The sequence below is a fragment of the Pirellulimonas nuda genome, from assembly GCF_007750855.1.
Taxonomy (GTDB): domain Bacteria; phylum Planctomycetota; class Planctomycetia; order Pirellulales; family Lacipirellulaceae; genus Pirellulimonas; species Pirellulimonas nuda.
The window spans coordinates 936,667-949,411 of sequence record NZ_CP036291.1 but is presented as its reverse complement, the minus strand read 5'-3'; the positions used below and the strand labels follow the sequence as shown (position 1 = coordinate 949,411).

The window sequence follows — 12,745 nt, the reverse complement described above, 5'->3', positions numbered from 1 at the left end:
CCCCACGCCCCGTCCCTTGTGCTGCGTCGTGCCCTTCGTGGTTCATCCCGCCTCAAGGCGCCGGCAAGAACAGCGTCGCGTGCCAGCCCCCTCCAGTAAGCTTAGCAGCGCGCTCGAACAGCGGCTCGGCGCCCGCGCGGTCGCCGCCGAAGTGCTGGAAGACCCCCAGCAGGAACATGGCCTCGGCGTCGTTGGGCCGGTCGGCGAGCCGCTCCTCGAGCTGCTCCTCGACCGTCTGCTGCACGTCGGCCGGCATGAACTGCGACAACTGGAAGTCCGACGCCGGCCACTTGGGGTCGAGCCGCAGGCCGCCGCGGATGGTCTCGGCGGCGCGGTCGTGCAGGCCCAGGGCCGCCTCGGCCAGGCCCTGGCGGAAGTGGGCGTCGGCCAGCGTGTCGGCCGCCGACACGGCCCGGCGGTAGCGCGCCGCCGCGTCGCGGAGCCGGCCGCGCTGCAGCAGGTCGTCTCCCTGATCGATCGAACGCCACGCCCGTTCTAGGTTTCCGGGGGGTGGCGGGCGCTCCTCCACGGCCGGGGCCGCAGCGATCGGGCCCCCAGGCGCCGGCTGCGGGGGCGCCTGAACCATCGGCACGTTGCCGCCGAAATCGGCGCCCGTGGGCGCGGCGTTGTTGCCCCAGAAGAAGTTGCGCACCGCCTGCGGGCCGTACAGCGGACCGGTGTCTAGCACGATCGGCGGGAAGATCACCGGCACCCGGGCCCGGCAGCGGCACCTGGCCCACGGGAAGCCACACGTCGGGCAGCAGGCCGCCCGGTAGCCATTGTCGTACCGGTAGTCATAGCCGTAGGAATACGAAGGCCCGCCGCTGCTGTAGTAGGCGGTGCGGTTCGAGAAACTCCCCGGCACGTAGCCGTAGCCGCCGAACCGCGAGTAGGCGCCGTAGGGCGAGAACCCTATCCCGCCGCGGGGGACCACGACCGTCGTCGATCGATTCACCCGCGACCCCGCGCCGGCGCCCTCGACCGCGTCTTGCTCGAACCGCGGCCGGGTGGGCGAGTCGCCCGGGAAGCGTACGTTCTGCGCCCAGGCGTCGACCGCCAGCAGCGAGCAAACAGCAACAAGCAACAATCGCATAGCGCCCTCCTGGGCGTTGCGTGGCGCGGGGGCGGAAAGCGGGTTCGCCAATTGGATTGTTCCGCGCCTCACGGCCCGGGGCAAGCAGAACGCGCTGCGCCGCGGCCCTTGGAGCCAGAAGCACTCCGTATCCGGCGCGGCTTTCTCTATACTGGCCCCCTAACGCTCGCACTTGTCACGCACCCTTTTCGCCGGCGCCGCATGAAGTTTCGCTTCTCGATCCGGATGATCCTCATCGTTATCGCCTTCGTGGCGGTGCTGCTGATGAACGTCAACGAGCGGCGCCAGCACGCCGCACAGATGGCCGACGCCCAACGGCTGGTGCGCCAGACCGAGGCGAACCTGGCCGCCATGGGGTTCGAGGGCGCCAACGCCCCGTTCGGGCCGGACGAGTTCCGGCTTGTGATTGTGGACATTTACGGGAAGGGGCGGTCCGCGGTCCGCGATACATCAATCGCTGCGCAGCGGGTGATTGTCGTCACCCACGCCCCCGAGGACGTGAAGACGCAGGGGGCCGCCCCATCCTCCCTGGCAAAGACGATCTGCGCCACGCAGCCCCTGGGCGGGGCGGCCGACTCGTCCTGCACGCTAAGCGTGTACGCCAACGTCCCCTCGTCCCGCCCCAGCGACTCTTATCCTACGCTGATATTCAACCTGCAGATGGCGGGCGGGACGGCGTCCGGCTCCGGGTTAAGTGCAACCATCGACAAAGGGGATACGCTCAAGGATCACTTTCGCTTCGATCTCGAGTCGGGGGTCTACCCCCTGGGAGAACCGATCGACTTCTACGCGATCGGCGGGAACCGAAAGGGGGAGCTGAGGCAGGTGCGACTGGTCGTCGGCGCGCCGCCCAAGCCTAGTGCTGGAGCCGGAAGCGTGAGCGCCTCGAGTGTGCCGGACAGCGAACGCGAGACGTCCGGCCCCTGAGTGACTGAGACGGGGCGTTTCCGGCTCCCTTCCGGCGCGGCTGTCTCTATACTGGCCCCCTAACGCTCGCACTTGTCACGCACCCTTTTCGCCGGCGCCGCATGAAGTTTCGCTTCTCGATCCGGATGATCCTCATCGTTATCGCCTTCGTGGCGGTGCTGCTGATGAACGTCCATGAGCGGCGCCAGCACGCCGCGGAGATGGCCGACGCCCAACGGCTGGTGCGCCAGACCGAGGCGAACCTGGCCGCGATGGGGTTCGAGGGCGCCAACGCCCCGTTCGGGCCGAACGAGTTCCGGCTTGTGATTGTGGACATTTACGGGAAGGGGCGGTCCGCGGTCCGCGACAACTCGGTCGTTGCTCAGCGGGTGATTATCGTCACCCACGCCCCCGAGGCCGTGAAGACGCAATCGCCCGACCCCTCCTCCTATCAGATTGATGTGAAATGCGCCACGCAGCCCCAGGGCGGGGCGGCCGATTCGTCCTGCACGGTAAGCGTGTACGCCAATGTCCTCTCGTCCCTCGCCAGCGACTCTTCTCCGACACTGATATTCAACATTGGTATGTTCGGCGAGTTTGCGTCCGGCCACGGAACGAAGGTATCCGTCGACCAGCGGGCAACGCTCGAGGATCACTTCCGCTTCGACCTCGAGTCGGGGGTCTACCCCCTGGGTGAACCGATCGACTTCTACGCGTTCGGCGAGAATCGACAGCGGGACCTGAAGCTGGTGCAACTCGTCGTCGGCGCGCCGCCCAAGCCTAGTGCTGGAGCCGGAAGCGTCAGCGCCCGGAGTGCGGAAGGAGACGCCACGCAATCCTCCGGGCGCTGACGCTTCCGGCTCTAGACACTTCTTGGGGGTTTTGCGCGACGCTGGGCGATCCTGGGTCCTAGGCACTAGAATCGGGAACACCCCTCCATCAACCCTCGTGGAATCGCATGCCCCGCTTCACGCTCGCTAGGCTCACTTGGTTGCTGTTTGCCGTTAGCGCCGTCTGCTTGGCGGCCGGGCTGCTGCTGAAGGTGCAGTTGCTGCTGTCGGTGGGCTTTTTAGCGCTGGTTTTTGGGTTGTGCGCCTTCCCGATGTGCATGTTCATCCAGCCGTTTGAAGAGGCCTCGCTGGGGCACCCGCAGCGCAGCTTTTGGCTGGTGGTGTGGTGCGTGTTTGTGGGGGTGTCGGTCGGGCTGGTGAACGGCGGGGTGCACGACATCGTTGCGACCTCGCTGCTGTACCCGGAAGATCAAGCGCTGCCGCTGGGGAAGATCGTCGGCCCCTTCATCGGGCTCGCGATCACGCTGGGCTACCACTTCTCGTTCGTGCGCCACGCGACCCGCACCGCGAACCACGCAAGCGCCGCGCCGTCTGTATAGCCTGCGCCGTCCGTGCGAGCCGGGCCGTCCTCGGCCCCGGCGCGGTGGACCGGACCCAGTGCTAGGGTCTACTTCACCGCGCCGGGGGCGGGGACGCCCCGGCTCACTGGCATTGTGCGCCCAGATCGGCGCGCAAGCGTTCTAGCGCTTCTTCGCACCGCGTCGCGACGTCGTTGGCTTCCCAGCGGTCGTCTGGCTTGACGTACAGCTCGCGGCGGGCGTCTTGCTCGATCAGCAGCCAGTCCTTGGTCCGCAGCCCCCGCCAGCCGCCGCCGGTAAGCGGCAGCGCCTCGCGCCCGGGGAGCCCGCCGCTGCGCTGGACCACGCCGGCCAGCTCCTGGTCGCCCACCAGCGCGCCGGTACGCAGCAGCGCCCCGTCGCCGTCCGCGCGACGCACCACCAGCGGCGTGTGACGCGCCTCGCTGTAGGGGCCGCTGGCGTCTGCCGGGCCCACGACGCCGTGCTCGCCGAGCGCATAGCCGCGCAGCCCGGCCAGCGCCAGGTCGTACCGGCCGGCGCCCAACTGCGTGTCGAGCCCCTCCAGCAGCGCCTCGACACAGGCGTCGAGCGCCATCACCTGGGCCGCGTACCGGCAGCCCTGGGCGAAGCGGGCGTCGGCGTCGGCCTCGCCTCCGCTGGCGGGCGATACGCTGGGCGCGGGGGCCGGGTCGTCTGGTTCGCACAGGGCCAGCGCCGCTTCGTGCGGCGCGTCCCAGGCGTGGCCCAGCACCCCCAGGTGCAGCCATGCCGGCGCGTCGCCCGTGGGCAGGGCGTCAAGAAAGTGCGCGCACGCCATCGCTGCGCGGGTCTGCTCGAACCGCTTTGCCGGCGTTCTGGGGAGGCCCATGTCGACCAGCGTCACATCCGCCAGCCGTGGGCTGTCGCCCCCCTCCTCTAGGGTGGCGGCGGCCTGGGCGTCGTCGGTCAGCAGCCACGCGCCGGGCCCCAACGCCGCCAGCCAGGCCCGCAACTGGGCCTGCGCGTCGGACGACTGGACGATCCGCCAGTCGTACAGCAGCGACTCGGCCGCGAGGCGGTCGAGGCCGGGGGTCGCGAACCAGGTGTTGCCGTACGCCCCCAACGACGAGGCCCGCAGGCCGTCGATGGTGACCAGCACGAGGCGCGGTTCAGCGGGCGTGGGCGGCATCCGTGCGAGTGTAGCCCGCAAAGGAATGCGCCGGGAAGCCGCCGCGGATCTCGCGCCACAGCAATTGGGGGAAGATCATCGCGTCGCGCCCGTACCGCGCGGCCAGCCTGCGGGGCTCGCTCGCCAGCCGGTGCAGCCACTCCAGGCCCGCCTGCTGGAGCCAGCGGGGCGAGCGGCGGCGGTGGCCCGCCAGGAAGTCGATGGTGGCGCCGATGCACAGGGCGGTCTTGGCCTCGATGAGCGGCGCGAACCGCTGGACCCACAGCTCTTGCTTGGGCGCCCCCAGCCCTACCAGCAGCACGTCGGGCTGGGCGTCGGCGATCAGGCCCAGGATGCGGTCGTTCTCTGCTTGGTTCTTCTCGAACCCTAGCGGGGGCGAGTACCACCCCGCGACACGCACCGCCGGCCAGCGACGCTCGATGTTCGCCGCGGCCCGCTCGGCGACCCCGGGCGCGGCGCCCAGCAGGTAGACGCTCAGCGGCCCGTCCTTCTGCTTCGCCAGGTCGAACAGCCGCGGCGCCAGATCGCTACCGGCGACCCGCTCCGGCAGAGGCCGGCCGAGCGCCCGCGAGGCGGCGACGATGGGCGCGCCGTCGGCCAGCACCAGCGACGCCTCGCGGTAGGCGCGCCGCAGCGCGTCGTTCTCTTGGTACATGACCGCGTGGTCGACGTTGGGGGTCACCACGTACCGGCACGTGGCACCACGCGGCGCGGCCGCCCAGTCGAGTACGGCGCCCGCCGCTTCGTTGAGCGTGAGCCGGTGGATGTTCATGCCGAACAGCGGAACGGTGGGGAGAGATTTCATAGTGATGAGTGATGAATGATGAGTGACGTTACTTCCGAGCGACGGACGATCGTCCGCCGAGTTGTTGGGCGCCGGTTGTCAGCAGGCTGCGGGAGCGTCGCGTAGCTGACCGCTGAAAGCTGATTGCTGAACGCCGACCGCTCGTCGGGCCATCAACCTCCGCTCGGCGCCTACGGCGGCGCCGGCGATGGTCATTAGCAGCCACTGGTCGGGGTGGATGTGGGTGATGTCGTGCAGCGCGGCGTTGACGCTGTAGATGGCCAGCGCCGCCAGGGCGAACTGGCCGAGGGCGCGGAGCTCTGGCTCTGCCTCGGGCGCGGTGGCGAGGCGCCAACCGCAGACGCCGATGCCCCCCAACAGGGCCGCGTAGCTGGCGAGCCCCAGCAGCCCCGTCTCGGTCAGCAGCCCCAGGTAGGTGTTGTGGTGGTGGAGGCCGCGGATCGATTCCAGCTCGAATGACTGCGACCGGTCGGAGAGGTAGGGGAGCTTGCGGTCGTAGAACCGGCCGAAGCCGACCCCCCACAGCGGGTTGTCGCGGAACATGTTCATCGAGACGTAGACGAACGCCTCGCGTTGCTGCACGGAGTGGGCCGAGACGCTGCCGGAGTCTTCACGCTCCAGGCCGATGATCTTGTCCCAAGCAGCCACCAGCAGCACGCCGCCGGCCAGGCAGGCGATGCCGAGCATCGGCGCCCTCAGCCGGCGGGGGGTTTGCAGGCCGGCGACCACCAGGCCGCTGAGGCCCAGGCCGAGCCAGGTGCTGCGGGTGTAGGTCAGCAGCACGACCAGCGCCATGGCTCCGCAGGCGCCGACCAGCAGCAACTGCATCAACCGCGAGGCCTTGGGCACGAGCATCCAGGTCGCCCACAGGCAGATGCCCAGGTAGGCGCCCATGCTCACGGAGTTGAGCTCGGGTCCCCGGGCGCGGCCGAAGTGCAGGCCCTGCTCGGGGTCGGCGATGTAGCGGGGGAAGACCACCGCCCACGCGCCGGCGGTCTCCGCCAGACCGGTGAAAGCGAGATAGACGCCCAGGCCGGCAAGGATCGCGAAGAAGACCCGCACTTCGCGCGGGCCCAGGGGCGCCTGCCGGGCGACCAGGTAGAGCGCGGCCGGCGCCCAGAAGGCGACGATCAACCGCCACAAGATCGAGGTGGGCTGCGGCACGAACTCGCCCGGCCGGTTCAGCAGGAAGCTGATCGACAGGCACGCCAGGCAGGCCGCCAGGGCCCAGTCGGCGCCGGCCAGCGGCGCGGGCGACAGCTCGCCCCGCTTCCACCGCCACGCCAGCAGCGCCACCAGGCCCATCAGCAGCAGCCGGTCGAGCGTCAGCGGGATGGGGCCCAGGTTTGCGTGCCAGAACGAGTGGCCAAACACGTAGCCCACCACCAGCACGATGGCCGCCATCGACAGCAGCGACGCCCGCCGCGCAAACGCCGCCGCCAGCAACAGCGCGGCCACGGCGATCAGTGCGAGGGCGATGGGCATCGTGGGACGGGATCGAACAGGTCGAAAAGGCCAAAGCGTCAAAGAGAGAACAAAGAAACGTGAGAGCCGGGTCGTCCTCGACCCCGGCGCGGTGGAGAAAGCGCCGGTCCTGGGAAAACGGTTCGCGGCTCGACGAACTCTCCCCCGCGCCGGGGGCGGGGACGCCCCGGCTCACGCGGATCTCTCCCCCTCTAGCACAACCCTACGTCGCCCCCCCGTTGGTGGGCGGTTGGCCTTACCCTCAGCGGGGTGAGGCCGTGCCGGCATAGGTGGAATAACCAAACGCTTCGTGCGTGTCGTACGGCATCGGGGTGACGGCGGGGCGGGAGGCGTAGTCGTAGTCGGCGGCCGTCATTCGGGGCGTCGCCGTACGGACCGCCGGGGGCGCCGCGCCCGGGGCCGGGGTGGTGTAGAAGACAAACAGCACAGACAGCCCCAGCACCAAGCCGCCGAGGCCGCCGGCCGCGGCGATCGTCACCCGGCCCGGGCCTACCGGGCGGATGCCGGCCTCGACCTGGTCGATCCGCTCCAGCACGCTGGCCGAGCCGGCGCCGGCGCGGAGCGCTTCGGCGTCCGAGAGTTGCTTGCGGGAGGCGTCTACCAGTCGCGTCTGATGATCGACCGCGGCGATCAGCTCTGAGTACTCCGAGCGGTGACGGGCGATCGAACCGGCGCGGCCGTGCACGTCGCTCAGCTTCGCGGTAAGCGTCTTGATGCGGGCGGCGTTGTTGCGGAGCTGCAGCTCGATGCCGGCCACCGCCGCGGGGAGTTCCTCGCGGAGCTGCACCGCGACGCCGCGTTCTGTTTCTTGGGCGGCACGCACCAACGGGTGGCTGGCGCTGCGGGCGCCCGACAGGCGGGCGACGGCGATGCGTGCGTCGACCAACCCGTCCTTCAAACGCTGCAGCGCGGGCTGCGAGGCGAGCAGCTCGGCGGGGGTCGCCAGCAACAGGTTGGGGTCGGACTCGGCGGCACGGACCGTCGCCAGCAGTTGCTCGAGGCGTTGACGCTCGCCGTCGTGCTGACGCAGCTCGCCCTCGATGGCCAGCGCGCGCTGCCCCATCTCGCCGGGCCCGCCGATCGGCGAGACCAGCGAACGCAGGTCGGACAGGTCGGCGCCCAGGCCCGCCTCGAACCGGCTTAGTTCTTGGGTCTGGGCATCGAGGCGTTGTGTGCCGATCTCTACCCCTTGGCGGAGCTCGGCCACCATGCTCTCGGCCCGCTGGTTACGCAGTTGCTGCATGCGGTCCTCGAGCTGCGTCGCCAGGGCGTCTACCAGCTTCTGGGCGCGCTCGACGTTCTTGTTCAGCACCGAGATGTAGAAGATCTCGGTCTTACCAAACTCGGCGCCCCCGGGGGGGGTCAGCCGGAGGTCGTCGCGGAAGTCGGCCACGTCTTGTGCGGTGGGCCAGTCGCGGTTGCCGAACCAGCCCCCGAACCGCGACGGCGGGGGGCCTACTTCTTTCAGCGTGGCTTCCACCACGCTCTGGCTGCGGGCCACTTCCAGCACGGTTTCTTGCAGCGTCTTCATCTCGGCCAGGTCGGTGAACTTGCCGAGGCGCTGCTCGGCGAAGCCGGCCGCCTCGGAGCGGACCAACAGGCCCTGGGTCGCCTTCCACTGCCGGGTAGAGAGCGCCGCGTACGCGCCCGCCAGCAGCAGCCCGGCCAGCGCGGGGAGCGCCCATACCCGCCAGTGTTCCTGGAGCAGGCGGACGACTTCGCGTGGCGAGAGGCCGGCTTCGGGTTGAGGGGGCATGCGTGGCTCCGGGGCGTGAATAGGGAAAGGTAGGCCACGCTCTCAAGCAACCGTGGCGCCAATCGCCGGTTTGCCCCGGAAATACCGGGGCAAACCGGTCCGCCGCACGTGGCGCGCGTGGCGGCGACGCCACGGCGTGTTGCCGATTCGCAACATCGGGCCCCAACCGGCGGCGGCCGACTTGCAATCCCCGCTGCGTACCGCAGAGTTGCGCACTACGCAGCGCTGCCTGTTTCGCCCGCCCCGCCTGTTCCGCACCACGAGCCGAACCCATGCAAGTCCACGCCCTGACCGACCCGGCCGCGCTCGAGTCGATCGCCGACCCGTGGAACGCGCTGGCCGCGGGCGACCCGCTCAACAGCCACCACTGGCTCGGCGTGTGGGCCCGCCACTACTCGGACTCGGCGCCGTACGTGCTGACCGTGCATGACCAAGCCGGCGAGCTCGTCGGCCTGGCCCCCTGGCGCAAGAGCCGCTCGCTGCGGGAAGGGGCCGCCATCCGCTGGCTGGGCGACGGCGAGGTGTGCAGCGACCACACCACGATCCTCGCCGCCCCCGGGCAAGAGAAAGAAGTCGTCGAGGCGATCGCCCGGTTCCTGCTGGCCGACTCCGGGGCCTGGGACTGCCTCTGCCTGGAGAACACCGACGCCGACAACCTCCGCGTGCTGCGGCTCATCGAGCGGCTACGCGACGGCGGCTGCGGCGGCGTGACGCTGCCGGCCAGCGGCAGTTGGACGCTCGAGCTGCCCGCGACCTGGGAAGAGTTCTTCGCCATGCAGTCGCGCAGCCACCGCGGCCAACTCCGTCGGGCCGAGCGGAACGTGCTGAGCTCGGACCGCTGCGAGGCCCGCGTGGTCCGGACCGAGGCCGACCTCGAAGAAGCGTGGCCCGTGCTGATCGACCTGCACCAGCAGCGTTGGGAAGCGGAGGGCGAGCCGGGCTGCTTCGCGTCGGCCCGCTTCACCGCGTTCCACCACGAGGCGACCCGCCGGTTGCTCGGCGCCGGCATGCTGCACATGCAGATGATCCTGCTAGACGGCAGGCCCGCGGCCATCGACTACAACCTGCAGGCCGCGGACACGATCCACGGCTACCAAGGGGGGCTGGCGCTCGAGTTCCTGCCCGACTCCCCCGGCCGGTTGATGCGGGTCTTCAGCACCCGCCGCGCGGTCGAGGCGGGATTCAAACACTTCGACATGATGCGCGGCGACGAGAGCTACAAGGCCCACTGGCGCGGCACGCACCGCGCCGCCGTCCACTACCGCGTAGCGCCGCCACGCGTCAGCGCCCGTGTCCGAGCCGCGGCAGAGGGCGCCTACCGGGGGCTCCGCTCCGCGGCGAAACGGGCGCTCAAGTAGTCGGTTGTCCGCAGCCGGTTGTCGGTTGTACGCGCAGGCGATCCACCTCGCACCACTGGCAACGGACAACGAACCACGGACAAGAAAGATCATGCGAATCGACCGCCAACTCGCGCTGTCCGCCTACTACGCCGCTACGCTGCCGGTGCGTTCCTGGCAGTCTCGGGCCCGCTGCGCCGCGGGGCAGGCGCCGGTGCGGATCATGTTCTACCACCGCGTGGCGGACGACACGCCCAACGCCTGGACCATCGGCACGCGGGCCTTCCGTAGGCAGATGGAGTGGGTGGCGCGGCGGTTCGACGTGGTCCCCTTGGCCGAGGCGCAGCGACGCATCGCCCGCGGCCACAACCAGCGCCCGACCGCCTGCATCACGTTTGACGACGGCTACGCAGACAACTGCCGGTTCGCCATCCCGCTGCTGCTGCGGATGGGGCTCCCGTTTACCTACTTCGTCGCTACCCGGCACATCGCCCAGGGGCTCCCCTTCCCGCACGACTCTCAGGCCGGCGCGCCGCTGCGGCCCAACACGGCCGCGGAGGTCCGCGCCATGCACGGCGCCGGCGTTGAGATCGGCGCCCACACGCGCAGCCACGCCGACCTGGGGAGCATCGAAGACTCCGCCCGGCTGCACGACGAGATCGTCGGCTCGGTGCGCGACCTACACGCCATGCTCGACGCCCCGGTGCGGTACTTTGCGTTCCCGTTCGGCCTGCACCAGAACCTCCGCCACGAGGCGTTCGCCATCGCCCGCGCCGCGGGGCTGGCCGGCGTGTGCAGCGCCTACGGCGGCTACAACTTCCCGGGTGACGACCCCTTCCACCTGCAACGCTTTCACGCCGACCCAGAGCTGATCCGGCTGAAGAACTGGCTCACGATCGACCCAAGAAAGCTGGGGGCGGTGGAGCGGTACGAGTACGAGCGGCGGAGCCAATCACGTACCCCCCTCCCCCTTCAGGGGGAGGGGGTTGGCGTGGGTACACAGCCTGGCCAACTCGATCACTCAACGCGACTTGACTAGCGGATGCGGGGGCGACGCGTGTACCCGCTCCCGCCCCCTCCCCCTGCGGGGGGTGGGGGATACGGGTCGCCCTGCGGGCTCTGCCGTGGGGCGCTACCCACCATGAATTGCTAACGACTACTACCTAACACCTAACACCTACCACCCCCATCAAACCCGCTCGCCCATCGCTCGTCCCCGAGACGCTCGCTTCGAGCGTGGTGGTGCTGCTCGCCGTGACGGTGGTGCAGCGCTCCATCGGCTTCGGCCGCGGGGTGCTGTTCTGCCGGTGGCTCGACGCCGAGGCGCTGGGCCGCTGGGAGATGGCCTACGGGTTCTTGCTGCTGGCGGCGCCGTTGGCGGTGCTGGGGCTCCCGGGGTCGTTCGGCAGGTACCTGGTGCGTTTCCGCGAGCAGGGCCGGCTGCGGCTCTTCTTGCGACGCACCACGCTGTGGACGGCGCTGCTGTCGGCCGCCGCGGTGGCTGCACTGATATTGTTCCGCGCGCCGATGGCGGAGCTGGTGTTCGGCGACCCTGCGCGGGCCGGGCTGATGACGCTGGTGGCGCTGACGCTCGCCGCGGTGATCGCGCACCACTTTGCCGAGGCGGTGCTGGCCGGGATGCGGCTGTTCCGGCTGGTCTCCGCGATGCACTTTTTCCAGAGCACCGCGTTTGCGTTGATTGCGGTGACGCTGCTGCTGACCTGGGGCCCCCGTGCAGAGAGCATCGTCGTCGCCTACGGGCTGGCCTGTGTGGCGTCTCTGCTGGCCGTGGGGGTCCGCGCGGCAATCGAGGCCCGCGGCGAGCAGGACACCGCCGAGCCGGTGGCGCACCGCGAGTTCTGGCCCCCGCTGATGCGGTTCGCCATCTGGATCTGGGTGGCCAACCTGCTGGCGAACCTGTTTGCGGTGATCGACCGCTACATGATCCTCCACTTCGGCGGCTTCGACGCGACTGCGGCCCTTGCGCAGGTGGGCAACTACCACGCGGCCAACATCGTGCCGGCGTTGATGGTGTCGATCGCCAACCTGCTGGTCGGCGCGGTGACGCCCCACCTCAGCCACGCCTGGGAGCAGGGCCGCCGCGACGAGGTGTCCGACCAGCTCAACCTTACACTCAAGCTCACCGCGCTGGGCATGCTCGCCGGCGGCTGCGCCGTGCTGGTCGGCTGCCCCTGGCTGTTCGCCACGGCCTTCCCGGGCAAGTACGCCGAGGGGCTGGCCGTGCTGCCGTGGGCGGTCGTGGCCTGCGTGTGGTTCGGCGTGATGATGGTGGCGCAGACCTACGCGTTCTGTGCAGAGAAGTCGCGCCGCTGTGCGTTGCCGCTGGCCGCGGGGCTGCTCGCCAACGTGCTGCTGAACCTGTTGCTGCTGCCGCGGCTCGGGCTGCTGGGGGCGGTGGTCGCCACGGCGCTCGCCACGCTGCTGGCGCTCGTCGGCCAGTTGATCGTCAACCAACGTCTGGGGATGCGACTGCACCGCGGCACGCTGCTGCTGTGCGCAGCGCCGGCGGCGCTGACGGCGGGCCCCGCCGCCGCGGCCTTGATGCTGTGCGTCGCGATGCTTGCTAGGCGGGTGGTGTTCTCTCCGGAGGAGCTCGCCAAGGCGGGCACGTTGCGTCTGGGCGTTTTCCCCCGCGCCGCGGGAGCGTAGCCCCACGGCTAAAGGGCGTTCCCCATCATTCATCATTCATCATTCATCATTCATCATTCATCATTCATCATTCATCATTCATCATTCATCATTCACCATTCACCATTCACCACTCACCACTCACCACTCACCACTCACCACTCACCACTCACCACT

General features: G+C 69.8%; 11 protein-coding genes. 6 read left to right on the top strand and 5 right to left on the bottom strand.

Annotation, left to right across the window (positions count from 1 at the left end; all coding sequences use genetic code 11):
• Nucleotides 1–52 precede the first annotated feature (52 nt).
• Complete coding sequence (locus Pla175_RS04050; RefSeq protein ID WP_145281414.1) at nucleotides 53–1,093, bottom strand: tetratricopeptide repeat protein; 1,041 nt, start codon at nucleotides 1,091–1,093, stop codon at nucleotides 53–55.
• A 201-nt stretch (nucleotides 1,094–1,294) separates the two neighbouring features.
• Here Pla175_RS04050 and Pla175_RS04045 point away from each other — a divergent pair, with 201 nt between their 5' ends.
• From Pla175_RS04045 to Pla175_RS04035, 3 genes are all read left to right on the top strand, one after another.
• Entirely contained in the window at nucleotides 1,295–2,020 is a 726-nt protein-coding gene (locus Pla175_RS04045; RefSeq protein ID WP_145281413.1) for a hypothetical protein, read from the top strand.
• A 101-nt stretch (nucleotides 2,021–2,121) separates the two neighbouring features.
• Complete coding sequence (locus Pla175_RS04040; RefSeq protein ID WP_145281412.1) at nucleotides 2,122–2,850, top strand: hypothetical protein; 729 nt, start codon at nucleotides 2,122–2,124, stop codon at nucleotides 2,848–2,850.
• A 107-nt stretch (nucleotides 2,851–2,957) separates the two neighbouring features.
• Nucleotides 2,958–3,389, top strand: a complete 432-nt coding sequence (locus Pla175_RS04035) for a hypothetical protein (protein ID WP_145281411.1) — start codon at nucleotides 2,958–2,960, stop codon at nucleotides 3,387–3,389.
• A 103-nt stretch (nucleotides 3,390–3,492) separates the two neighbouring features.
• Here the strand turns inward: Pla175_RS04035 and Pla175_RS04030 are convergent, their stop codons facing one another.
• The 4 genes from Pla175_RS04030 to Pla175_RS04015 form a co-directional block, all read right to left on the bottom strand.
• Nucleotides 3,493–4,536 (bottom strand): alkaline phosphatase family protein, encoded by a 1,044-nt coding sequence (locus Pla175_RS04030; protein WP_145281410.1) that lies wholly within the window; start codon nucleotides 4,534–4,536, stop codon nucleotides 3,493–3,495.
• The gene (locus tag Pla175_RS04025; RefSeq protein ID WP_145281409.1) at nucleotides 4,517–5,341 is read right to left on the bottom strand and encodes a WecB/TagA/CpsF family glycosyltransferase; all 825 of its coding nucleotides are present in this window, start codon (nucleotides 5,339–5,341) and stop codon (nucleotides 4,517–4,519) included. Before Pla175_RS04025 ends, Pla175_RS04030 begins: the two co-directional genes overlap by 20 nt.
• A 78-nt stretch (nucleotides 5,342–5,419) precedes the next feature.
• Nucleotides 5,420–6,826 carry an O-antigen ligase family protein gene (locus Pla175_RS04020; protein ID WP_145281408.1) on the bottom strand — a complete coding sequence of 469 codons (1,407 nt, stop codon included), beginning with the start codon at nucleotides 6,824–6,826 and terminating at the stop codon, nucleotides 5,420–5,422.
• A 241-nt stretch (nucleotides 6,827–7,067) separates the two neighbouring features.
• Nucleotides 7,068–8,582, bottom strand: a complete 1,515-nt coding sequence (locus tag Pla175_RS04015; RefSeq protein WP_145281407.1) for a Wzz/FepE/Etk N-terminal domain-containing protein — start codon at nucleotides 8,580–8,582, stop codon at nucleotides 7,068–7,070.
• 272 nt (nucleotides 8,583–8,854) lie between these two features.
• Here Pla175_RS04015 and Pla175_RS04010 point away from each other — a divergent pair, with 272 nt between their 5' ends.
• The 3 genes from Pla175_RS04010 (at nucleotide 8,855) to Pla175_RS04000 (ending at nucleotide 12,589) form a co-directional block, all read left to right on the top strand.
• Nucleotides 8,855–9,940 carry a GNAT family N-acetyltransferase gene (locus tag Pla175_RS04010; protein WP_145281406.1) on the top strand — a complete coding sequence of 362 codons (1,086 nt, stop codon included), beginning with the start codon at nucleotides 8,855–8,857 and terminating at the stop codon, nucleotides 9,938–9,940.
• 91 nt (nucleotides 9,941–10,031) lie between these two features.
• Nucleotides 10,032–10,958 carry a polysaccharide deacetylase family protein gene (locus Pla175_RS04005; protein ID WP_145281405.1) on the top strand — a complete coding sequence of 309 codons (927 nt, stop codon included), beginning with the start codon at nucleotides 10,032–10,034 and terminating at the stop codon, nucleotides 10,956–10,958.
• Nucleotides 10,959–11,155: 197 nt separating this feature from the next.
• Nucleotides 11,156–12,589: a lipopolysaccharide biosynthesis protein gene (locus tag Pla175_RS04000; protein ID WP_145281404.1), complete on the top strand. Its 1,434-nt coding sequence runs from the start codon at nucleotides 11,156–11,158 to the stop codon at nucleotides 12,587–12,589.
• Nucleotides 12,590–12,745 lie beyond the last annotated feature (156 nt).